Source organism: Acinetobacter sp. 226-1 (assembly GCF_030329325.1).
Taxonomy (GTDB): Bacteria; Pseudomonadota; Gammaproteobacteria; order Pseudomonadales; family Moraxellaceae; genus Acinetobacter; species Acinetobacter sichuanensis.
The window spans coordinates 283409-307941 of record NZ_JACANU010000001.1 but is presented as its reverse complement, the minus strand read 5'-3'; the positions used below and the strand labels follow the sequence as shown (position 1 = coordinate 307941).

The window sequence follows — 24533 nt, the reverse complement described above, 5'->3', positions numbered from 1 at the left end:
AGTGAATAAAATTTAAGCTTCATTGACTCAATATCACTTTTTAATCTTATAAAAATGGCAAAATCATGTACTTTATTTGCAATTGATTGCTTACCAAATAGCATAGAATGGCATTTTGATAATCCTCAAATTGAGGCTTGGGCTGAATGGTTCTCTCATATTCCGCTATTATTTTCATATTTAATGGGAGATCTTGAGCATTTACCTGAGAAAGTTGCCAGCAATACCTATGTAGATACACAAAGTCTATCTACGTTGATTACGCCAATTTCTCAAGTCAAGCAACGCTGGAATTTTTTAAATTTACACTTTCAACAAGATATTCAAAATTTCCCTCTCGATATTGCTGAAAAATGGCAACATATTGATCAGACCATTCAAACGACACATAAAACATGGTTAATGTTGGACTGTACCCTGTTTAACGATGCTACTTTTGGCTCAAAGAAATTTTTAAAACAATTAGAGCAAATTTCGGAGCTGTCTAAACAGTTTAATTTAAATAATATTTTTGAGTTTAAACACTCAACTGCCAATCAAATCATACAACGCCCACAATTTGAGTTAGGTTGGTGGGATCGAAAATGTATTGCACGCATTTGGGATATTCAGGCTGACTTTGAAGATTTTTGGTGGAATGAAGATTTTTCTAAACAATGGGCACTCACTGAAACTCGCTTTTTCCAAGATGCGATTGATGCCTTTACCGTTTACCCTAAAAATAAAAAACTATCCTCTAGAAAGCTTACAGTAGATCATGCTTTTTCAGCCCTAGTTACGCCCTATGGTCGTGAAATTTTACCACTGAGTTTAGAAATTGAGATGGCATTTGTGCAAGGAGGGTTTATTGTTGCATCTAAAGCTGTAAAAGATTTATTACATCCGAGCGCTCTTTATGACTTGAATGGTAATGAAATTCTGCCATTTTCCAAAGGCTTCAATAACATTGAAGTTTATAGCAATGCATTAATCAGTCACAGTATTTTGAAAGAAGATGGAGAAATTATTCAACAATTACTACATTTCCCAAGCTTAAGCTTACTACAAGATAATCTTAAATTTATTGATTATGGTCGTTATGAAGATGGATTTATTCGTGCAGAAGGTTGTGATCAAAAACTCAATGTTTATACACCACAAGGCGATTTGGTTTTCCAACTGGATCATGCCATTTTAGGGAAAATCAACGCTAAGCATGGTCTAGCAACATTACGTCAATTTAAATCTGATGATCAGCGTGAAAATTATGGTGTGATCAATAAACATGGCGAAATGATCATTCCTTGTAAATATCAAAATATTGAACGTGGCTTTCAAGACTCGCCGCCTAAAATTTTTAAAGGTGGAAAAATTGTCGCCATTGACCATGATCTAAAAATTAATATTTTCAATAAAAAAGGGACATTGCTCATTCATAGCAACTACTATTCCCTGCCTTATTTGCATGTACAACACGATAAAATTTTATGTTTTGATGGTTTAAATAACGAAGCGCAATGTGGCTATTTTGATATTCATAGCTTTGAGTTTATTGTCACCGAAGAAATGACTCGCGCAGATTATTTTGCTGCCCTGCATGATGCATTACTAGGTCGCAGTACCGAGGCACAATTTGAAATTAAAATAAATGAATGGCTTGAGCAAGTGACAGCAAGCGCATGGTTGCATGACATATCATTGTTACTTTGTGAGCAAGACCAAGAACAAGCAACTGAACTGATTCATTCAACGAATGCTTTTATTATCGAAGAATTTGAAATCGCTCAAGAGGATGTTTTAGTCTATTGTGAAAGTCAAAATATCTATACCTTATATTGGCAATATTTAAACGTTGCGGCTCCAAAACTTTATCATTTTGATTATAAAGATACTGAAAGTTTATATCATTTGGCTGATTTTGATGAGTTTACTGGTTGGCAATGGTCGCGTATTGATGGTGATGAATCTATGCAAGATGGCATAGAGTCTTTGGCACATTATCTCAAACCACATCATAAAAGCCTGCTTTATATCAATACAGATCATGACAGTATTTGTTTTGCAGTCTTAGAAAATATTGAAGTCGAAAGCTTTGCTGCTCTGTTGCAAAATGCCTTAATTCATTGCTATGTTATTGATGCTTAGATAAAAAAAGAGAGCTTTTTGGGATGCTCTCTTTTTTGTTATGAAATCATTATTTTTCGTCTAAAACAGATTCAAAGGCTTTTAAACGCTTATGAATAGATAATAGTTCTATAATCGTTGGCCAAGATTTTATTAGATATTGAAATGACTTTATTACCTGACCGAAAACATTTAATGTTTGCATCATAATACCAAGCGTAATGGTTCCTGCTGCTATTGATGGTGCTAAAATAAAAACGCCAAATAAATTATCTAGTTGTAAATACCAAATACGAACTAAGTTAAAATATGCATAATGAAAGTAAAGTCGAAAATAGTTTAAACGGACTTTAGAAAAAAGCTCTTTTAATGTTAGCGGATCTGCACGATTTAGGTGATCTTCACCATAAACTAATTCTTTACGATAAGCTGCTTCGACTTTTTGATTATTAAACTCTAATCCAGGCAATTTAGCACCTACAACTATAAGCACAAATGTACCTAAAATAGCCCATCCTAAAGCTGCGATAACTAAAGCATGAGGAATTTCACCAATAATTGGGAGTTCTTTAACATGTGATGATAGCTGCAATAGGATTGGTAAAAATGCAATTAGCGTCATAATTGCTTCTATCAAAGTAACTCCAAGATCCTCAGTTGTTTTAGCAAAACGCATAGTATCTTCTTGAATACGTTGTGAAGCACCTTCCACATGGCGTAATTTATCCCAATGTGCTGTATAATATTCATTCATTGCAGTACGCCAACGGAAAATATAATGGCTAACAAAAAATAAATTAAAAACAGCTATAGTCACATAAATCATCGCAATATAAATAAATGTTAGCATTTCAAAATATAGTTGGTTTAAATCACCACCTCCACTAGAAACCATTTTCTGAATTAAATTGTAAAATGGGTTGTACCAAGCATTAATGACAACATCAACTTGCACCCCAAACCAAACATTAAACAAAATAAAAGCTGAGCCCCATACTGACCACGCTTGCCATTTATTATTCGATTTCCATTTCCAAAATGCCACAAATAGTGCAGTTGAAACAAAAAACCAGAGGTAAAACCAAAGAAACTGTGCTGACCAAAAACGTGTCACATTAATGGGTAACTCTGTTGTCGCATAAGCTTGAGGAAAACCAATGAACTCTCCCCAAGATTTACCACCGCTATACCACAGCACTAAGTTAATGATGAACCAAATCAGCAATGAACCAAAAAACCATTTTGGATTTGGAAAAAAAGATTTAAACATTGATGCTTGATATCCTTAATATTTTTTCTAAGTGACCTGATATTAATCCTAAAAGCTTAATTAAGAATAAGAAATCACAATAATTTTTATGTATTTTAGTAACTTGTCATTATATTTTTTTATTGCTTGGCTCTAACAAAATAGAAATTTGCTTATTTTATAAAATTTACGACTAAAGATGTGTCGATCTGCCTTAATTCTGTCAATCGGCTATGTTATGTTTCAATAGATAATTTTAACAAATGGATGAAAGAGGGCTAAATAATGTCTAAACAAATTTTAATGCTCGTTGGCGATTATGCTGAAGATTATGAAACAATGGTACCCTTCCAATTTTTAGTTGGCTTAGGCTATACAGTACATGCGGTTTGTCCTGACAAAAAGTCAGGTGATCACATTGCTACCGCAATTCATGACTTTGAGGGTGAACAAACCTACAGTGAAAAGCGTGGGCATAATTTTGCGATCAATTATAATTTTTCCGAGGTCAATACAGCAAATTATGTCGGCTTAGTGATTCCTGGTGGACGTGCCCCAGAATATCTACGTATGAATGAAAGAATCCTTGAAATTGTACGTGAATTTGATACTGCACAAAAACCAATTGCTGCGGTTTGTCATGGTGCTCAAATTCTTGCTGCGGCTGATATTCTTCAAGGTCGCTTATGCTCTGCTTACCCTGCTTGTGCTGCTGAAGTCAAACTTGCAGGCGGTCAATATGCGGAGATTGCTGTAACAGAAGCTGTAACGGATGGGCATTTAATCACCGCACCTGCATGGCCTGCACACCCTGCATGGATGGCACAATTCATTCAAGCTTTAGGTGCAACAGTTCATTTATAAGCTTTTAAATTCATGTAAAAATACACTGTTTTTATTTCATTATATCAAGACAGGTATTTTTACATTTTAGTATAAAATTCAATCAAAACATTCATTTATTCCACTTAAACGCTCAGTTTAAACTCATAAAAAATACAATAAATATGTCATAATTTATATGATATTTACTGCGAAATAATGAGTTAGGATTAAAGATGGAGATTGTTGAATTAATTCAACCTGTAACTTTAACGAAAGATCAATTACAACCCATTACGATAGAAGCGGGTATTTTATTAAAAGTGCTGATGGTCAATCCATCTTCTTACTTGGTAGCAGATGAATCTGGTTTTTCGTTTTTACTCCAGTTTAGTAATGAAAATATACAGTGGAAAAAACTTTAATATGCATGCAAAAATGGCTCTGATTTAAAACAGATCATCCATATTATTGTGATGTTTCACGTCATCTAAATCACAGATGAAAGCTTAAGTCGAGTTTCAATATACCATTCACCGCGCTGTAAACGGTCTGTATAAACTTTAGGAAGCATGATATTAAATCGCTGACTTTCCACATAAATATCATATTCACAAATTGTGCGTTGAGTCTGATCTTTTAAAGACCAAATTAACCATGTATTTGGCTCAAATGTATGTTCTACTTGCACATTCCATCTCGCTTCAATACGACCAATATGAAAATTTTCATCATATTCATTTATGTTTAATGGAAAATCTAAAGCTGTAGCATCATAACCTTGACTATCATGGATCAAAATACTTTGTGCGGCTGTAGGCCAAATACAATATCGTAGATAGTGCTGATCCATTACCCGTTCAATCAGATGTCGATCCCGAGCTAAAAATTGGTGTATATCTTGCTCAATATCAGGGAAAATACCTGAACAACCTGCAAACATTCCTGCTAATAATAACTCTACATGATCATAAGAATCATGCATACAGTGAAAATAACAATCTGAGTCAATCCATGCGTGAACCGCCGCACGCTCTTTATAAGATAAAAATGAGTCAGCATCACGAACTAAAAAACGTTTTACTTGTGGATCATGCATGACAAAAAAGCGCCAATATAAACCTGAAAGCTGTCTTTGCTGTTCATTCACATACATGATCTGTGCGCCTAATGCTTTTAATCGTTCTACAATTTTGCGCGGTACACTTTCATCAATATAAAAACGACATGTCCATTCAGGAAAAATTTCCTTTGCAAATTGAGTATTTAATACTGCCCCTTCACAATAACGTGGTAAATCACCATATAAAGAATAACTAATAATATTTTCAGAGGGTGCTTGTGGGTTAAATTTAGGAGGTGCAGTCTGAGGAAGGCTTAATTTTTTTTCATGTTGCACTGCATCTTTTTTTGCTTGATTCGCTAAACGCCCATAATGTTTTTGTTGTTTTCTGTCATTTAAAAAATAACATACTTCACTCATTGCATCATAAGTATTAATTTCTACAGCATGAGGATGATATTGTATCGCTTGTTGCAAATAATCATATGCAACCTGATAATTTTCTAAACGCATTTCTGTGATCGCTAAATCACAGAGCACATTTTGATGTGAAGGAACGACTTGAATCAGCTCTAAAAGTTGTTGATTAGCACTTAAATAATCACGATTTTTAAATGCCGTTTGAATATGCTGCGCTTTACTTGCTAAAAATTGATTAATTTGTTCTAAAGTCATTTCGTTATTTAACATATTACCACTTTTCACTTGATTCAATTTTTTCATATAAAAATAACTTTACAATACAAAGCTCTAACCACTATAGATTATATCTAATAAGCATAATCGTGTTTATATAATGCAAGTACTTGATACTGCTGACCATCAAACTTTAGGATCATTTTTTTGTTGTGATGACAAATAGCAGAGAGAAATCCACATATTATTTTTAAAATAATATTCATGTAAATCTCTCCTGCCCTGTTTTTATCAATGAACTTATTTCACTTTCATTTTCCGAATCATTTTATATAAAATTTTTGGTGAAATACGTGATACCAATACACCCAGTTTTTCTTTTCGTCCTCCAACTACAATAAACTCTTCCCCTTTTTGTAAAGCTTCTATCGTTTGTTGTGCAAACTCATCTGCATCTAAACCATTTTCAATGGCTTCATCCTGATGACCTTGGGGCTTACCTTCACCATTCAATGCATTAAAAGATACATTGGTTTTAACAAAACCTGGAAAAATCACTGAAACATTCACACCGTCTTTGGCAACTTCAGCACGTAAACTATTTGCCCACATATGGATCGCGGCTTTTGCTGCCGAATATGACGCACGATATTGTGTACCAAGCAAACCTGCAATACTTGATACATAGGCAATTCGACCTGATTTCTGTTTTAAGAATGTAGGCAATACGGTTTTCGTTAAAAAAACTTGTGAAAAATAGTCGATTTCCATAATGGTACGTTCTGTTTGCATAGTCGTATCTGCAATCAACGCACGTTGACTGAGACCTGCATTATTAATCAACCAATCAATTCGACCTTTTTCTTTGAGCACTTGTTCATAAGCATGACGAACTTGTGATTCATTGGTGATGTCCATTGCAACCGAAATATGACGATCTGGATTGAGCAAGCTGACACGAACATTTTCCAACTCGTCTAAACGGCGTGCACTCAGTACCACTTGCGCACCTTGTAAAGCACACTCTTTTGCCAAAGCCTTACCTAAACCTGATGAAGCTCCCGTAATCCAAACAACCTTCATGTCCATGAACTATCTTCCTAAATAATTGATTTTAAATATGCCATGAAAAATATTTCATGCAAAGTACCCAGAAATTAACTACGCACTAAAAAATGATTAAAATGTTTTGCATAATGCTGTGCTTTTTCTGCATCACCTGCTTTATAGTCATCTCCTACCTTTTCTAGGCGTTTATAACCTGTACTGGTAATCATATTAATGACACCATTTAAAGTTTTATCGACCACAAAATTAAATTTTAATAAGGTTTTTGGATCTCGAATAAACTCAGAAATACCCAAATCAATGATTTTAACTAAATTTTTTAAGGTGGCTGGTAATGCTTGAATATTCCCCTCTAAAACCTGCTGAATATTTTGACTCGCTTGCTCACCTAAATGACGGTCTAACACATAGTACATATAAATTTGTTCAGGATTAGATGGGTCAAATTTTTGTAAAATATGATTTGCCACGGGCTTTAAACGATCATTCCCAAAAAAGGAAATCGACCAAGGCATATATTTTCGTAATGCGCTTTCAATTTGCTCAAAAATCTGTTCGGCTTCTTTTAAACTTTTTTGTCCTTTGGCATCTAAGTCTTTTCCTCGTTTTTCTTCGATCAAACGTCCAAAAACCTGATCTAAAACCTGACAAGACATATCTGTAAAAATCGTGCCTAATTGTTTAGATAGATTTTCTTTATCCCCCTGATTTAAACGTTCAGTGACATTTTGCAGTGCTTGATAAGTTGAAGTGTCAATTGCTAAGTTAATTTTATAAGTCATACAAATCAGCCTTTTTGTTAATATTATGGGTCAATCAATGGTGACAAAATATTAGCAAAGCTTATCATTATATGCATTGTCTTTTCTTGATTCTTTTTACATTTTAAAAATATATTAAGCCACTGATTCATTTATTTTTTTAAAATATTTATTGCAATACTGACCAACCTTTTATCTTATTTTTTGACTTTAATGAATGTTGTGATGATTCTATTCATCAATAAAACTTTCTTGCTCAAACTTTGATACTCGCTCAGTGAAGCTTACTCCCCAACCAGCACGTTCTATACACTTGATGAGAATCCCCCACTTAGGAAATTTATTTGCTACAATGAATCTAATTTTTCACTCACTTTTGATCTGTTTTTACTATGACTGATTCAGCGCAAAATATTGCTACAACCTACGATCCGACCGAGATCGAGAAAAAATGGTACAAGACTTGGGAAGAGAATGGTTATTTCCAACCTTCTCGTAAAGGCGACTCATTCTGTATCATGATTCCGCCACCAAATGTCACAGGCAACTTGCACATGGGTCATGGTTTTAACAATGCCATCATGGATGCCTTGACACGTTATAACCGCATGTCTGGTAAAAATACCTTATGGCAACCGGGTACAGACCATGCCGGTATTGCAACGCAAATGGTGGTTGAACGTCAACTTGGCGCTCAAGACATTAGCCGTCATGACTTAGGTCGTGAAAAGTTCATTGAAAAAGTTTGGGAATGGAAAGAACAATCTGGCGGTAATATTACTCGTCAAATTCGTCGTCTGGGTTCATCAGTAGACTGGTCACGTGAACGCTTCACTATGGATGAAGGTTTATCTAATGCAGTCAAAGAAGTTTTCGTAAAACTACACGAAGACGGCTTGATCTACCGTGGTAAACGTTTGGTGAACTGGGATCCAAAACTACAAACTGCGCTTTCTGACTTAGAAGTTGAGTCTGATAAAGAAGAACAAGGTTCACTGTGGCACTTCAAATATTTCTTTGAAGATAAATCACTACGCACACACGATGGTAAAGATTACATCGTGGTGGCGACCACTCGTCCTGAAACATTACTTGGTGATACAGCAGTTGCTGTTGCACCTGATGATGAGCGTTATGCACACCTTGTGGGTAAAAACATTATCCTCCCTATTACAGGTCGTGCTGTTGCGATTGTTAAAGATGAATATGTCGATAAAGAGTTTGGTACAGGCTGTGTAAAAATCACCCCTGCACATGACTTCAATGACTATGAAGTGGGTAAGCGTAACGGACTCGCGATCATCAACATTTTCAACAAAAATGCTGAAGTATTGGCTGAGTTTGAATATATCGCCAAAGCGGGCGAACAAATTTCTAAAACCATTGCTGCGCCTGCGGAATATGTAGGTTTAGAACGTTTTGCTGCACGTAAAAAATTGGTTGAACAAGCTGAAGCCGAAGGTTGGTTAGATCAAATTCAACCTTATACGCTGAAACCACCTCGCGGTGACCGTTCAGGCGTGATCGTTGAGCCACTTTTGACAGACCAATGGTATGTGAAAATCGCACCACTTGCTGAGCCTGCGATTAAAGCGGTTAAAGACGGTGACATTAAGTTCGTGCCTGAGCAATACAGCAACATGTATATGGCTTGGATGAATAACATTCAAGACTGGTGTATTTCACGTCAATTGTGGTGGGGTCACCGTATCCCTGCTTGGTACGACGCTGAAGGCAATATCTATGTCGGTCGTAATGAAGAAGAAGTTCGTGCAAAACACAATCTTCCTGCTGATCTTGCACTGAGCCAAGATGAAGATGTACTTGATACATGGTTCTCTTCTGCGCTTTGGACATTCTCAACTTTAGGTTGGACAGGCGATGCTGAGAAAGATAAAGAAAACTATTTCTTAAATACTTTCCACCCGACTGATGTATTGGTGACAGGTTTTGACATCATCTTCTTCTGGGTTGCACGTATGATTATGTTTACGTTGCACTTCATGAAAAATGAAGATGGTACGCCACAAGTTCCGTTTAAAACGGTGTATGTGCATGGTCTGGTTCGTGATGGCGAAGGTCAGAAAATGTCGAAGTCTAAGGGTAACGTCCTTGACCCACTCGATTTGATTGACGGTGTTGATCTTGAAACTTTGGTACAAAAACGTACTACAGGTTTGATGAACCCGAAAACTGCGCCAAAAATTGAAAAAGCCACTCGTAAAGAATTCCCTGAAGGCATTCAAGCTTATGGTACAGATGCGGTTCGTTTCACTTTCTGTGCATTGGCAAATACAGGTCGTGATATCAAGTTCGATATGAAACGTGTTGAAGGTTACCGTAACTTTGCCAACAAAATTTGGAATGCAACCCGTTTCGTTCTGATGAATGTTGAAGGTCAAACCATTGGTCAAGAAGTTCGTCAAGATCTTTGGGAACTGCCTGAACAATGGATCGTAAGCCGTCTACAAAAAGCGGAACAAGCGGTTCAGCAAGCCTTTGCTACTTATCGTTTAGACTTGGCTGCACAAGCGATTTACGAGTTCATTTGGAATGAATACTGTGACTGGTATGTTGAGCTGACTAAACCTGTTCTGAATGATGAAAATGTGCCTGAAGAGCGTAAAGCGGAAGTTCGTCGTGTTCTTCTTGCCGTGATGGAAGCATCTTTACGTCTTGCTCACCCAATCATGCCGTTCTTGACTGAAGAAATTTGGCAGACGCTTGCACCAATGATTGGTCTGCAAGGCGAAAGCATCATGTTGGCACAATACCCTGTTGCCGATGAAGCGAAGATCAATGAACAAGCTGAAGCAGATATGCAATGGCTTCAAGGTTTGATTGGTGCTGTTCGTAACATCCGTGGTGAGATGGGCTTAGGTAATGCACGTTTGTTACCTGTACTTCTACAAAATACCACGGATGCTGAAAAAGCGCAGATTGCTCGTATTGAACCGTTGTTTAAAGCTTTGGCGAAAGTTGAAAGCATTACTTTCCTTGCGGATGCTGAGCAACCGCCATTGTCATCGTCTTCTGTCATTGGTCATGTATCTGTATTCGTTCCGATGAAAGGTTTGATTGACCCGAAAGCGGAACTTGGTCGTCTACAAAAAGACTTGGACAAGGTTCAAAAGCAACATGACCAAATTGCCACTAAACTTGGCAATGAAGGTTTTGTGGCGAAAGCACCTGCTGCTGTGGTTGAAGGTGAAAAAGTTAAACTTGCTGAGTTTGCAGATCAGTTAGCGAAGATTAAAGCGAATATGGAGCAAATTGCGGCGCTTTAATTTATTGCTAAATATTTAAAAAATAAGCTAAAATCCCTTCATAATTGAGGGGATTTTTTATGCGCTTTAAACCTAAAAAAAATAGATTAGTGCATTCAGGTGGAATAAATTGGAAATTAATCAAAGAAATTAATAATGGAGGAAATGGGCGAATTTGGACTGCATCCCAAGAATCAAATCCCTCTGAAGTATGTGTATTCAAATTTATCCCCCCTGCAACAGAAAGCAACAGTATTAATCCAACCAGATTAAAAAGAGAGTTTGAGGTCCATACTACTCTCTATAAATCTCAAGAAAAATATAGTGTATTGCCCATTTTTGATTATTCATTAAATGAAAATGATTACTCTTGGGTACGATTACCTTTAGCAAAAACATTCGATGAAGGTATTTCTGAAACAGCATTTTTACAAAAAATTCAGCTTCTTATTAAACTATGTCACGACATTCTATGCTTGCATACTAATAATTACTGCCATCGTGATATAAAGCCTAATAATCTTTTATTTCTAGATAATGTATTATATTTAGCCGATTTCGGTTTAGTGACAGACCCACAGGAAACTACAGGGATTACTCCTCATGGAACACGTATGGGGAACTACCAAACGATTGCCCCTGAAATGCGAAAAACAGGTAAAAACTTAGAAACAGAAGATTATAAAAAATCCGATATCTATTCTCTTGGCGTAACAATTTGGATGATTTTAACTCAAGATAAACATGGATTTGATGGTGAATACTCTATTTCTCAAAGAGAAAAGTTAGAACAAATTTTATCTAAAGAAAAAATTATTCTGACTGATATTCACACTATTATAGAAAGATGTACTAAAACCAACCCATCAGAACGAATAACTTTAGAAGAAATCACTCATATACTAAGTCAAGTCGAAGAATCACTGAAAAACTACTCCAAATACATAGATGGTAAATGGGAAGATGTATGCAACAAATTAAATCCTTATCAGGCTTCTAAAATTGAGCTTACAGATATACATGCTATATATAATTTTCTAAATATATTTTACAGCTTCGAACCTGATTTGCATCATGCATTTTTCCCGAATGGTGGTGGACTTGATATTCATGGTATTGAACTTATTGACGTAAAAGGACAAAAATTTATTATTATCAATATGAGTGGTTTTAAAACATGGATTAAGCCTAAAAGGTTAGTTTATCGAAATTTCTCAGCAGATATTAGAAATAACTATATATATTTAGAAACTGAAATAATACCCAACATTGAATATTACTCTCAGTCTGAAACTACTGAATACACAGTGATCAATAATGATTTCATTACTGATGCCAAGCATTGGGAGTATAATTTATTCGAAGAACAACCTCTGCCAGACTCATCATCAAGAATAACCGTTGTTCATAGAGGTAGTTTCTTATTTGTGAAAGATGACTGCCTTTATGGAAGACATAAATCCACGTATGATGGTCGTCATAGTAAAAAATTTTCCTGCTTTGAAGAATTTGATAATTATTTTTGTAAATATTTCTTGAATTATCGAAAAATCCCTCAAGCTAATACACTACCTTTCGAATTTAAATATGAAAGATTGAATATTTCCCCTAAAGTCGATCTTTTATACCTAACTATACAAGAAATTCGCACTATTATCAGTGGAGTAAAATTTGATGAATCAGATGATGAGTTTGGAATAATTGGAAGTTCTGATATTTTGGAACTTATGTTAAGACGAAAAGATTTAGAAAAAGAAAATCAAATATTTTTAGAAACTTATAGTATTGAAAACATCAGAGAGTTTTGGTGCCTATATAATTTAGGTAAACAATATGGATGGAAAATTGAAATGAGCGCTCAATTTTATCAACAATTTCATGAAAATTATTCCTCATATAATTGGAATAAGTTAACAGATAAAATTTCATCAAGAAGCACGAGTGCACTCATTGATTTTATTAACAGAGCATTAAGAAACCTTAAGCACACTGAGTTTTTGGATGATTTAAACACCCATACCATTTCAGAATAAATTTATTTCATACTACCCTCACCCCAACCCTCTCCCATAGGGAGAGGGAGCGTTATTTGATTTAAGACCTGCATGAGTTTCGCACTGGAGTTCCCTCTCCTTCTAGGAGATGAGCAGCACTGCTGCGCAAGGGAGAGGTGCTTTTTAATTCAGTACATATTGACCATAAATGCTCTAAAACCACATCCGTCCGACTCAACACATCATCGTTCCAATACCTTACAACTTTAAAACCCAAAGCCTCTAAAAACTTTGTCCGTTCCACATCATATTCTTTACCATCATCCGTATTGTGTTGGCTTCCATCCAACTCAACGACTAAACCAATTTCATGACAGTAAAAATCTACAATATAGCGTTTAATTACATGCTGACGGCGGAACTTCAAATTCATAAATTGCTTATTACGTAAAAGTTGCCACATTAAATGCTCTGCCTCGGTGGCATTTGTTCGCATGGTTCTGGCGAATTCAAGTAGTTGTGGGTCTATTTTCATTTTTAGATTTAAAATAATTTTTATTCAGATATAAAAAATGCCAGTCAATTTTTCAACTGACTGGCATTGCTATGAACGTTTAAAACTTATGCAGTTTCAACAGTTACATAACGACGGCCAAATTGACCTTTTACTTCGAACTTGATTACGCCATCAGCAGTAGCAAATAAAGTATGGTCACGACCCATACCTACGTTTGCACCAGCGTGGAACTCTGTACCACGTTGACGAACGATAATGTTACCAGCAGTCACAGCTTGACCACCGTACATTTTAACACCTAACATTTTAGGGTTTGAATCACGACCATTTCGTGTCGAACCACCGGCTTTTTTGTGAGCCATGTCTATTACTCCTCGTGATTAGCCTGCAATACTAGTAATTTTCAACTCGGTAAACCATTGACGGTGACCTTGTTGTTTACGGTAATGTTTACGACGACGCATTTTAACAATACGGATTTTGTCGTGACGACCATGACCAACCACTTCTGCAGTTACTTTTGCGCCAGCAACAACTGGAGCACCGATTTGAATGCTTTCGCCATTCACAACCATTAATACATCATCAAATGTAATAGTTGCGCCAGTTTCAGCTTTCAACAATTCAACTTTAAGGGTTTCACCCTCAACAACACGGTGCTGTTTACCACCGCTTTGGATTACTGCGTACATAATGTACTCCAACTTGCCCGTGTCGTCGTGCCGAAAAAGGAATATTCCGATCTTAAAACGAACGCCACTGGGGGTTATACAAGGGCAAAGATTTTAAGTGATAATGAATTAAACAACAAGCCATTTTAGTTAAATATTCTATTTGTTTATTCTTTATTCAGATATTTTATACAGTATTTTTTATTAATATTTGAAATAACTCTATTTTTTCTATTTTTACATAAATTAAAATAGATTTTTCAGTTAAATTCGCTACTATGTAGCTCAAAAGAATGACTTACAGAACAGCTCTAATTCCGTCAGTTTTTGGACAAATTAAGAACATATCATTAAGATTCAGTACGATGACTGTTTTCATAAGCAACATTCATTGATGTTAATTGTTACACTAGCAACTTAAAAATGCATTTGTATGAGGCTTCCTTCACATGACCATTGACTTTAAGCAAGATATTCTCGCGCCTGTTGCCACTGACTTTGCTGCAATGGATCAGTTTATTAATGAAGGGATTACGTCTAAAGTCGCACTCGTGATGGCTGTAAGTAAACATGTTGTTGAAGCTGGCGGTAAACGTATGCGCCCAATCATGTGCTTACTTGCAGCAAAGGCTTGCGGTGCAACAGATATGGAATCGTATCGTAAACTTGCTGCCATTATTGAAATGTTACATACAGCAACGTTGGTTCATGATGATGTTGTAGATGAATCTGGTTTACGCCGTGGTCGCCCGACTGCTAATGCAACATGGAATAACCAAACTGCGGTATTAGTGGGTGATTTCCTGATTTCTCGTGCCTTTGACCTTTTGGTTGACCTTGATAATATGGTTTTACTGAAAGATTTTTCTACAGGAACATGTGAAATCGCAGAAGGTGAAGTTTTACAACTTCAAGCACAGCATCAACCTGAAACCACAGAACAAACCTATCTTGATATTATTCATGGTAAGACTTCTCGCCTCTTTGAACTTGCAACCGAAGGTGCTGCAATTTTAGCGGGTAAACCTGAGTACCGTGAACCATTACGTTTATTTGCAGGTCATTTTGGTAATGCATTCCAGATTATTGACGATATTTTAGATTACACCTCTGATGCAGAAACATTAGGTAAAAATATCGGTGATGATTTGATGGAAGGTAAACCAACTTTGCCTTTAATCTCAGCTTTAAGAAATACAACAGGCGATGATCATGAAATTATTCGTAAAAGCATCGCAACAGGTGGTACTTCTGACTTAACACGTGTGATTGAAGTGGTTCACAGTTCAGGGGCTTTAGAATATTGCAGCCAACGCGCTACCGAAGAAACTCAAGCCGCAATACGTGCTTTAGAACATTTGCCTGACAGTATTTATCGCCAAGCCTTGTTCAATTTGGCACAACTTGCTTTACATAGAATTCAATAAACTTAAGCTACATTTTTGCCTATGCATATAAAATTCAATGATATCTTTCTAAAAATGCAGGAACAGTTTGAGTCTGCTCAAGCTATTCCTGACGAATCTCTCCTTATTGAGTTGGTCAATCGTATTCGACCAGCCCATAGTCAAAATGCTGAACTTACACAGCAACATGTACAAGCTTTTATTCAAGCCTTACTCATTACGCCTACTGCTGCTTTAAATGTTCAGGGCTATTTACTTAAAATTATTAATCAACATAAACAAGCAAGTTTATATGCAGATAGTGGCATTTTGTCACTTGATGGCTTTTGGAGTCAGCTTTCACAGCGTTTGGGTGCTTACTTCTTACCTTTATTGAAAGATGAAACAGATTTACGTGATTTGGTGGGCAATGTATTTCATCAACGTACAGATAAATACTGGCTCGAACATATTAAAGACGCGCAATGGAATCAGCTTTTCCATATTTTGACACAAGGTCATTTTCTAAAAGCTGAACTCAATGTCAAACGTGAATTGATCACAGCCATTACAGTATTGTCTTATCGAATCAGTGGGATTGGCTTATATCCTGAATTTATTAACGCTTATCCTGAACTCAGCGAATATGAATCACCTTTCTTAGTTCAAAACCGTGAAATTATTGAATTTATTGAGGCTTATAAAAAACAGCATCGAGATATCAATGAAATCGCGGTGCTTGCTCCGCCAGATGCTGACCAAGCTCTTGTCATGATTGAACAATGTCGTGATGTCGTACTTAAAATTCGTCGTGCAACCAAACGTATTGGTGTCAGTTTAAGTTTGACGTATTTATTATCTTTACTTGAGCAATGTCTTGATCGAGTAGAAATTTTACTCAATTTAATTGTTGAAGAAGATAAAGTACGTGCTGTTTCTTGCGGTGATTTGATCATTGATCTTGTGCATGCTCACTACAATGAAGCCAGTGTTCGACATTTGCTCAAAACCAATAGTGAGTTGATTGCGCTACAAGTCACAGAAAATGCCAGTAAAACGGGGGAGCATTATGTAAGTACCGATAAAAAAGGCTTTTTCGGTATGTATAAAGCGGCTGCGGGTGCAGGCGTTATTATTGCTACAATGGCAACGTTAAAGATATTAACAGCGCGTTTAACACTTGCCCCACTCATGCAAGCTTTTTTATTCAGCATGAATTATTCATTAGGTTTTATGTTTATTCATGTCTTGCATTTTACTGTTGCAACCAAACAACCTGCAATGACAGCAGCAGCACTTGCTTCAACGGTACAACATCGAAAAGGCTCTAAAACAGCGCAGATTGCAGAACTCGCTGCCTTAATTATCAATATTATTCGCACCCAGTTTATTGCGATCTTGGGCAATATTTCTATCGCGATTCCTACGGCAGCCTTGATTACTTATTTTTGGCAAATAGCGATGCATGAACCGTTACTCTCGCATGCCAAAGCCAATGTCGTTTTGCATAGTTTAAATCCTTTTACATCTTTGGCTGTGCCACATGCTGCAATCGCGGGTGTTTGTTTATTTTTATCTGGCTTAATCGCAGGCTATTTTGACAATATGGCAGTCTATCGTAAGGTCAGTCCACGCTTGAAAGTACATGTCAAATTGAAAAATTTAATGGGTCAAAACAGGCTAAATAAATTTGCAGACTATATGGAGCGAAATTTAGGTGCTTTAGCAGGTAATTTTCTGTTTGGTATTATGCTAGGTAGCATGGGAACCATTGGTTTTATATTAGGTTTACCTTTAGATATTCGCCATATCGCTTTTGCATCAGCCAACTTTATTCAAGGCTTAATGTGTGTCAATGGCTCACCTGATATTGGATTGATCGTCATTTCATTTTTAGGTGTTTTATTGATTGGTATGACGAACTTATTTGTCAGTTTTAGCCTGACGATTATTGTCGCACTCAAAGCAAGACAAGTTCGTTTTGAACAATGGAAACCTTTGGCAAAATTGGTATTTACTCATTTTTTTACAAGACCACTCGACTTTTTTTGGCCTCCAAAACAACCTTTGCAAGTAGAGGAACATTCCTCTTTAACGCATAAGAATGGTCATTAGTTAAATTGTTATCATTTTGTGCAAATGATTACAACTTGAAAAAAAAGAACTTACTATAAATTACTCATTTATAGTGACTTGAAAAAAAGTGTACTGGCTAGTACACTTCAGCACATTAATTAATCTCAACCATGTGATTAACCAAAGCAAGGTCATCTCATATGCCTTATATCTTTTTCTTCATTATTGGCTGTATTGGATTAAGTATAAGTTGTATTGGACTCAATATTTTGTATATACAACAACTTGATAGTTCTTCTATCATCTGGATGAGTTTACATCGTTCTGATTTTTTAAATCATATCGCTGTAAGTTTGTCTTATTTAGGTGGTTTACCTGCCATGTTGTTGGTTTGTGGGATATGGTGCTTACAACAAGCCTATGTCAAAAAATATGCAAATGTTGTGTTGATTAGTTTTAGCCTTTTAGGTGCTTCCGCTGTAGGTTGGATATTAAAATATTCTATTCAGCGTCCACGCCCTGAGGCTGCTTATCAAATGGTGCAAACCTATGGTGCATCATTTCCAAGTGCTCATAGCATATATGCCGCTGTACTTGCTTGTTTAGTCATTTTTATATTTTATCGGCATGCTAAAGCAAAAATTTTAATCATATTTGCTAGTTTGTGGTGCCTAAGTATGGGATTTTCGAGGGTATATGTAGGTGCTCATTTTCCAACTGATGTACTTGCGGGTTGGAGTATCGGGTTTATCTGGGTTTCTTTGATCTGGCTTTTGCTTTCGAAACAAATATTAAGTATGAACAAATTATTTTTAGATAAGAATCTAAACGAGGTGGAATAATGATGTCGGCAAAGCTTTGGGCGCCTGCTCTTACTGCTTGTGCTCTAGCAACAAGTCTTGCACTTGTGGGTTGTAGCAAAGATCCAAAAGATGCACAACAAGGTAGCGCTGCTGCTCAAAAAATGCCACCGACAGAAGTTGGTGTCATTGTTGCTCAACCACAAAGCGTTGAACAAACTGTAGAGCTCTCTGGGCGTACAGCAGCATACCAAATTTCTGAAGTTCGTCCACAAGCGAGTGGTGTAATTTTAAAACGTCTATTCTCAGAAGGTAGTTTTGTCCGTGAGGGTCAACCACTTTATGAGATTGATTCACGTATCAATCGTGCATCTGTTGAAAGTGCTCGTGCAAATTTAACACGTCAACAAGCAAATTTAGGGCGCCAAGAAGCAACCATCGCTCGTCAACAAGCCAATTTAGGCGTGTTACGTGTGAAAGAAGGTCGTTATCGTCAATTGGTTAGCTCAAATGCGATTTCTAAACAAGAATATGACGATGCTGTTGCACAAGTAAAATTAGCAGAAGCTGATCTAGCAGCAAGTAAAGCTGATTTTGCTGGTACACAAGCAGATATCAATGCAACACAAGCTGAACTGCGTAGTGCTGAAGTCAATCTTGGCTATTCTACTGTTCGTTCGCCTATTTCAGGTCAATCTGGACGTTCTAGTGTGACTGCTGGTGCTTTAGTGACTGCGAGTCAAGCAAATGCTCTCGTCACGATTCAACAGCTTGATCCAATTTATGTAGATATTAATCAATCAAGTGCTGAACTACTTCGTTTACGTCAACAACTTGCTCAAGGCAGTATTGACCGTAGTAATAATACGAAAGTTCGCTTAAAGCTTGAAGATGGCAGTATCTACCCTGTTGAAGGAAATCTTGCATTTTCTGATGCGAGTGTAAACCCTGATACAGGTTCTGTGACATTACGTGCTGTGTTCTCAAATCCAAATCACTTATTACTTCCTGGTATGTTTGCTAATGCGCAAATCGTACAAGGTGTGATTCCAAATGCCTATTTGATCCCTCAAGCTGCGATTACACGTACGCCTACAGGTCAAGCTATGGCTATGCTTGTCAATGCAAAAGGTCAAGTTGAATCTCGTCCTGTAACGACTTCTGGAATACAAGGTCAAAACTGGATTGTGACAGAAGGATTAAGCACAGGCGATAAAGTGATTGTTGATGGTATTGCTAAAGTCAAAGCTGAACAACAAGTTGTTGCTAAGCCTTATCAACCTCAAGCTGCTGCACCACAAGGAGCAAATCCTAAAGCGGGTCAACCAAAAGCAGATGAAAAAGCACAACCAGCTCAGCAAAATAATACAACTGAACAAAAAGCTACTTCAGCATAAGGGGTAGACTCAATGGCTCAATTTTTTATTCATCGCCCAATCTTTGCATGGGTGATTGCGTTAGTCATTATGTTGGCGGGTGTTCTCACGCTAACAAAAATGCCGATTGCGCAATACCCAACGATTGCGCCACCAACAGTCACAATTTCTGCGACTTATCCTGGTGCATCTGCTGCAACTGTTGAAAATACAGTGACACAGATCATTGAACAACAAATGAATGGTTTGGATGGTTTACGTTACATCTCATCTAATAGTGCGGGTAATGGTCAAGCCTCTATTTCTTTAAACTTTGAACAAGGTGTCGATCCTGATATCGCGCAAGTTCAAGTACAAAATAAATTGCAATCTGCAACTGCACTCTTACCTGAAGATGTACAACGTCAAGGTGTACGAGTAACGAAGTCTGGTGCAAGTTTCTTACAAGTTTTAGCGTTCTACTCTGAGTCAGATAGTCTGTCAGCAAACGATATTAAAGACTATGTAAACTCAAATATTTCTGAACCTTTAAGCCGCGTTGCGGGTGTAGGTGAAGTTCAAGTATTTGGTGGCTCTTATGCGATGCGTATTTGGCTTGATCCTGCAAAATTGACAAGTTTAGGCATTACACCGAGTGATGTTGCGGGAGCAATCCGTGCACAAAACTCACAAGTTGCTGTGGGTCAATTAGGTGGTGCGCCATCAATTCAAGGGCAAGTTCTCAATGCCACAGTCAACGCACAAAGCATGCTTACAACACCTGAGCAGTTCAAGAATATTTTCTTGAAAAATACGGCTGATGGTGCTCAAGTACGTTTAGGTGATGTTGCACGTGTTGAACTCGGTGCTGATAACTATCAATTTGACTCTAAGTTTGATGGTAAACCTGCAGGTGGTGTTGCAATTAAACTTGCTACAGGTGCGAATGCTTTAGATACAGCAAAAGCTGTTGAAGCACGCATGGTCGAGTTACGTAAAAACTATCCTGCGGGTATGAAAGATAAATTGGCATTTGATACAACGCCATTTATTAAATTATCCATTGAAAGTGTAGTACATACCTTAATTGAAGCCATTATTTTGGTTTTCTTGGTGATGTTCTTATTCTTACAAAACTGGCGTGCAACCATTATTCCAACAATGGCTGTACCTGTCGTTGTATTGGGTACATTTGCGGTTATTAATGTTTTTGGTTTCTCAATCAATACCTTGACCATGTTTGCCATGGTGCTTGCAATCGGTCTATTAGTCGATGATGCGATTGTTGTTGTTGAGAACGTTGAACGTGTCATGGTGGAAGATCATCTTGACCCTGTAGAAGCTACAGAACTTTCAATGAAACAGATCTCTGGTGCATTGATTGGTATCACATCTGTATTGACTGCTGTATTCGTTCCAATGGCATTCTTTGGTGGAACAACTGGGGTCATTTACCGTCAGTTCTCTATTACACTTGTAACTGCAATGATTTTATCCTTGATCGTTGCCCTTACCTTCACTCCTGCACTTTGTGCTACGATTTTAAAACAGCATGATCCACATAAAAAACCAAGCAATAACATCTTTGCGCGTTTCTTTAGATGGTTCAATGATGCCTTTGATCGTACTGCTGAAAAGTATAAAGGTGGTGTAAACTTCATGACACACCATAAAATATTCTCAGGAATTGTTTATGCAGGTGTGATTGCAGTATTAGTTGTATTGTTCAAAATGTTACCATCTTCGTTCCTTCCCGAAGAAGACCAAGGTGTGGTCATGACTTTGGTGCAATTGCCACCAAATGCAACTTTAGACCGTACTGACAAAGTGATCGATACGATGACTAAATACTTTATGGAAAATGAGAAAAAATCTGTAGAGTCTGTATTTAGTGTTTCAGGTTTCTCATTTACAGGTGTAGGTCAAAACGCTGGTTTAGCATTTATTCAGTTGAAAGATTGGAAAGATCGTACAACACCTGAACAACAAATTGGTGAAATCATTAAACGTGGTATGGCACTCAATATGATTGCCAAAGACGCGTCATATGTTATGCCTTTACAGTTACCAGCAATGCCTGAATTAGGTGTTACTGCAGGCTTTAACTTCCAGTTAAAAGCGGCTGGTGGTCAAAGCCATGAGCAACTTCTTGCAGCACGTAATGCTATCTTAGGAATGGCATCACAAGACAAACGCTTAACAGGTGTTCGTCCAAATGGTCAAGAAGATACACCTCAATATCAAATTAATATTGATCAAGCACAAGCTGGTGCAATGGGTGTAAGTATTGCAGACATTAACTCAACCATGAGCATGGCTTGGGGTGGTTCATACATTAACGACTTTATTGATCGTGGTCGTGTGAAAAAGGTTTATGTTCAAGGCGATGCAAATGCACGTATGATGCCTGAAGATTTAAACAAGTGGTATGTACGTAATAATAAAGGTGAAATGATTCCTTTCTCTAGTTTCGCAACTGGACAATGGACTTATGGTTCACCTCGTTTAGAGCGTTATAACGGTATCGCTTCAATGAACATTCAAGGTTCACCTGCTCCTGGTGTGAGTTCGGGTGATGCAATGCTAGCAATGGAAGAAATTGTTGCAAAACTTCCATCTATGGGCTTACAAGGCTTTGACTATGAATGGACAGGTTTATCGTTAGAAGAACGTGAGTCTGGCGACCAAGCACCATTCTTATATGCACTTTCATTACTCATTGTATTCTTATGTCTTGCTGCTCTTTATGAAAGTTGGTCAATTCCATTCTCAGTATTACTGGTTGTTCCACTTGGTATTGTGGGTGCGATGGGCTTAACTTGGTTAGGTATGGTGCTTTCAGGCGATCCAAATCTTTCAAATAACATCTATTTCCAAGTTGCAATTATTGCAGTCATCGGTTTATCTGCAAAAAATGCGATCTTGATTGTAGAATTTGCCAAAGAGTTACAAGAAAAAGGTGAAGAACTGTTTGAAGCAACACTTCATGCAGCAAAAATGCGTTTACGTCCAATTATCATGACAACTTTAGCATTTGGTTTTGGTGTACTTCCATTGGCTTTAGCAAGTGGTGCTGGTGCAGGTAGCCAACACTCTGTGGGTTATGGTGTATTGGGTGGGGTAATTAGCTCAACATTACTCGGTATTTTCTTTATTCCTGTATTCTTCGTATGGATCCGTAGTATCTTTAAATACAAACCTAAGAATCAAAATCTCCAGGAGCAAAAATCGTGATGCAAAATCTATGGTCTATTTCAGGTCGTGGCATTGCGGTATCTGCACTTGCGCTTGCTTTGACTGCATGTCAAAGCATGCGTGGCCCAGAACCCGTAGCACAAGCCAATATTCCGACTAATTATCTTGAAAGTGCATCGGGTACGTCTATTGCTGAACAAGGTTATAAAGAATTTTTTGCAGATCAACGCTTGCTCCAAGTCATTGATCTTGCATTAACCAATAACCGTGATTTACGTACAGCAACGCTAAATATTCAACGTGCACAACAACAGTATCAAATTACTGAAAACAACCAACTGCCAACGATTGGCGCAAGTGGTAGTGTATTACGCCAAGATCAAGGCGTTGGTGCACAAACACGTTATAATGTTGGCTTAGGTGTGACTGCATATGAATTAGACTTTTGGGGTCGTGTTCGTAGCTTAAAAGACAATGCCTTAGATAGTTATTTGGCAACAGCAAGTGCACGTGATGCAACGCAAATTTCTTTAATTGGTCAAGTGGCACAAGCTTGGCTTAATTATTCATTTGCGAATGCTCAATTGAAACTTGCAGATCAAACGCTAAAAGCACAACTTGACTCTTATAACCTCAACAAAAAACGTTTTGATGTAGGTATTGATAGTGAAGTTCCTGTACGTCAGGCACAAATTTCTGTAGAAACTGCGCGTAATGATGTGGCTAACTACAAAACGCAAATTGCTCAAGCGCAAAACTTGCTTAATTTGTTAGTAGGACAAACTGTTCCTGCAAACTTATTGCCAACTCAACGTGTTAATAAAATCACTAATAACTCTGCTTTAGCGGCTGGTTTACCAAGTGATTTATTAACACATCGTCCTGATGTACGCGCTGCTGAATATAAACTTTCAGCAATGGGTGCAAATATCGGTGCAGCAAAAGCACGTTTATTTCCAACCATTAGCCTAACAGGTTCGGCAGGTTATGCTTCTACTGATTTAAGTGACTTATTTAAATCGGGTGCATTTGTATGGTCTTTAGGTCCAAGTCTTGATATTCCACTTTGGGACTGGGGCACACGTAAAGCCAATGTAAAAATTTCAGAAACAGATCAAGAAATTGCTTTATCTGACTATGAAAAATCAATTCAAGTGGCTTTCCGTGAAGTAAACGATGCTCTAGCAACTCGTCAAAATATCGGCGAGCGTCTTGCAGCACAACGCCGTTTAGTTGATGCAACCAATACAACTTATAAGCTTTCAAATGCTCGCTTCCGTGCTGGTATTGATAGCTTCTTAACAGTATTAGATGCTCAACGCTCTTCATACTCATCGGAACAAGGTTTGTTATTGCTTGAACAAGCGAACTTAAATAACCAAGTTGAGTTATACAAAACCTTAGGTGGTGGTGTAAAAGCCAATACATCTGACCAAATTGTTGTACAGCCTTCTACTGCTGAGATTAAACAACAATCTGGACAAGCTAAATAATTTTTATATTTAAATCAGCTCACTTCGGTGAGCTTTTTTATGAAAAATACTCACCCTTTCAAATCAGAAAAATAAAATG

Annotated in this window: 18 protein-coding genes; 11 read left to right on the top strand and 7 right to left on the bottom strand. The window is 37.2% G+C overall.

What is annotated here, in order from left to right; all coding sequences use genetic code 11:
* Positions 1 to 54: 54 nt before the first annotated feature.
* Positions 55 to 2124, top strand: a complete 2070-nt coding sequence (locus HX124_RS01430) for a WG repeat-containing protein (RefSeq protein WP_286381723.1) — start codon at positions 55 to 57, stop codon at positions 2122 to 2124.
* Positions 2125 to 2173: 49 nt separating this feature from the next.
* Here HX124_RS01430 and sbmA read toward each other — a convergent pair whose 3' ends face one another.
* Positions 2174 to 3373 (bottom strand): peptide antibiotic transporter SbmA, encoded by a 1200-nt coding sequence (sbmA, locus tag HX124_RS01425; protein WP_286381722.1) that lies wholly within the window; start codon positions 3371 to 3373, stop codon positions 2174 to 2176.
* A gap of 264 nt (positions 3374 to 3637) precedes the next feature.
* Here sbmA and HX124_RS01420 point away from each other — a divergent pair, with 264 nt between their 5' ends.
* Positions 3638 to 4216, top strand: a complete 579-nt coding sequence (locus HX124_RS01420) for a DJ-1/PfpI family protein (protein WP_107007510.1) — start codon at positions 3638 to 3640, stop codon at positions 4214 to 4216.
* A 194-nt stretch (positions 4217 to 4410) separates the two neighbouring features.
* Complete coding sequence (locus tag HX124_RS01415) at positions 4411 to 4599, top strand: hypothetical protein (RefSeq protein WP_107007509.1); 189 nt, start codon at positions 4411 to 4413, stop codon at positions 4597 to 4599.
* A gap of 65 nt (positions 4600 to 4664) precedes the next feature.
* Here the strand turns inward: HX124_RS01415 and HX124_RS01410 are convergent, their stop codons facing one another.
* The 3 genes from HX124_RS01410 to HX124_RS01400 all read right to left on the bottom strand — a co-directional run bounded on the left by HX124_RS01410 (position 4665) and on the right by HX124_RS01400 (position 7723).
* Positions 4665 to 5960 (bottom strand): nitroreductase family protein, encoded by a 1296-nt coding sequence (locus HX124_RS01410; RefSeq protein ID WP_286381721.1) that lies wholly within the window; start codon positions 5958 to 5960, stop codon positions 4665 to 4667.
* Between the two features lie 213 nt (positions 5961 to 6173).
* On the bottom strand, positions 6174 to 6962 hold the full coding sequence (locus tag HX124_RS01405) for an SDR family NAD(P)-dependent oxidoreductase (protein WP_286381720.1): 789 nt from the start codon (positions 6960 to 6962) through the stop codon (positions 6174 to 6176).
* A 68-nt stretch (positions 6963 to 7030) separates the two neighbouring features.
* The gene (locus HX124_RS01400; protein ID WP_107007505.1) at positions 7031 to 7723 is read right to left on the bottom strand and encodes a hypothetical protein; all 693 of its coding nucleotides are present in this window, start codon (positions 7721 to 7723) and stop codon (positions 7031 to 7033) included.
* A gap of 371 nt (positions 7724 to 8094) precedes the next feature.
* Here HX124_RS01400 and HX124_RS01395 point away from each other — a divergent pair, with 371 nt between their 5' ends.
* Positions 8095 to 10989 (top strand): valine--tRNA ligase, encoded by a 2895-nt coding sequence (locus tag HX124_RS01395; RefSeq protein WP_286381719.1) that lies wholly within the window; start codon positions 8095 to 8097, stop codon positions 10987 to 10989.
* Positions 10990 to 11048: 59 nt separating this feature from the next.
* Positions 11049 to 13001 carry a protein kinase domain-containing protein gene (locus tag HX124_RS01390; protein WP_286381718.1) on the top strand — a complete coding sequence of 651 codons (1953 nt, stop codon included), beginning with the start codon at positions 11049 to 11051 and terminating at the stop codon, positions 12999 to 13001.
* 61 nt (positions 13002 to 13062) lie between these two features.
* On the opposite strand, the gene HX124_RS01385 is transcribed toward HX124_RS01390, so the two are convergent.
* From HX124_RS01385 to rplU, 3 genes are all read right to left on the bottom strand, one after another.
* Positions 13063 to 13497: an endonuclease domain-containing protein gene (locus HX124_RS01385; protein ID WP_286381717.1), complete on the bottom strand. Its 435-nt coding sequence runs from the start codon at positions 13495 to 13497 to the stop codon at positions 13063 to 13065.
* An 86-nt stretch (positions 13498 to 13583) separates the two neighbouring features.
* Positions 13584 to 13841, bottom strand: a complete 258-nt coding sequence (rpmA, locus tag HX124_RS01380) for a 50S ribosomal protein L27 (protein ID WP_092615635.1) — start codon at positions 13839 to 13841, stop codon at positions 13584 to 13586.
* A gap of 18 nt (positions 13842 to 13859) precedes the next feature.
* The gene (rplU, locus tag HX124_RS01375) at positions 13860 to 14171 is read right to left on the bottom strand and encodes a 50S ribosomal protein L21 (RefSeq protein ID WP_107007500.1); all 312 of its coding nucleotides are present in this window, start codon (positions 14169 to 14171) and stop codon (positions 13860 to 13862) included.
* A gap of 428 nt (positions 14172 to 14599) precedes the next feature.
* On the opposite strand from rplU, the gene sdsA reads away from it, so the two are divergent.
* The 6 genes from sdsA to adeK all read left to right on the top strand — a co-directional run bounded on the left by sdsA (position 14600) and on the right by adeK (position 24454).
* Positions 14600 to 15577 carry an All-trans-nonaprenyl-diphosphate synthase gene (gene sdsA, locus HX124_RS01370; RefSeq protein WP_286381716.1) on the top strand — a complete coding sequence of 326 codons (978 nt, stop codon included), beginning with the start codon at positions 14600 to 14602 and terminating at the stop codon, positions 15575 to 15577.
* A gap of 21 nt (positions 15578 to 15598) precedes the next feature.
* Positions 15599 to 17650, top strand: a complete 2052-nt coding sequence (locus HX124_RS01365) for a site-specific recombinase (RefSeq protein WP_286381715.1) — start codon at positions 15599 to 15601, stop codon at positions 17648 to 17650.
* A 161-nt stretch (positions 17651 to 17811) separates the two neighbouring features.
* On the top strand, positions 17812 to 18453 hold the full coding sequence (locus HX124_RS01360; protein WP_286381714.1) for a phosphatase PAP2 family protein: 642 nt from the start codon (positions 17812 to 17814) through the stop codon (positions 18451 to 18453).
* Positions 18453 to 19808 (top strand): efflux RND transporter periplasmic adaptor subunit, encoded by a 1356-nt coding sequence (locus HX124_RS01355; RefSeq protein ID WP_286376233.1) that lies wholly within the window; start codon positions 18453 to 18455, stop codon positions 19806 to 19808. The genes HX124_RS01360 and HX124_RS01355 overlap by 1 nt, the downstream gene beginning before the upstream one ends.
* A 12-nt stretch (positions 19809 to 19820) precedes the next feature.
* Positions 19821 to 23000 (top strand): efflux RND transporter permease subunit, encoded by a 3180-nt coding sequence (locus HX124_RS01350; protein ID WP_286381713.1) that lies wholly within the window; start codon positions 19821 to 19823, stop codon positions 22998 to 23000.
* Positions 23000 to 24454 (top strand): multidrug efflux RND transporter AdeIJK outer membrane channel subunit AdeK, encoded by a 1455-nt coding sequence (gene adeK / locus HX124_RS01345; RefSeq protein WP_107007494.1) that lies wholly within the window; start codon positions 23000 to 23002, stop codon positions 24452 to 24454. Before HX124_RS01350 ends, adeK begins: the two co-directional genes overlap by 1 nt.
* The last annotated feature ends 79 nt before the right edge of the window (positions 24455 to 24533 follow it).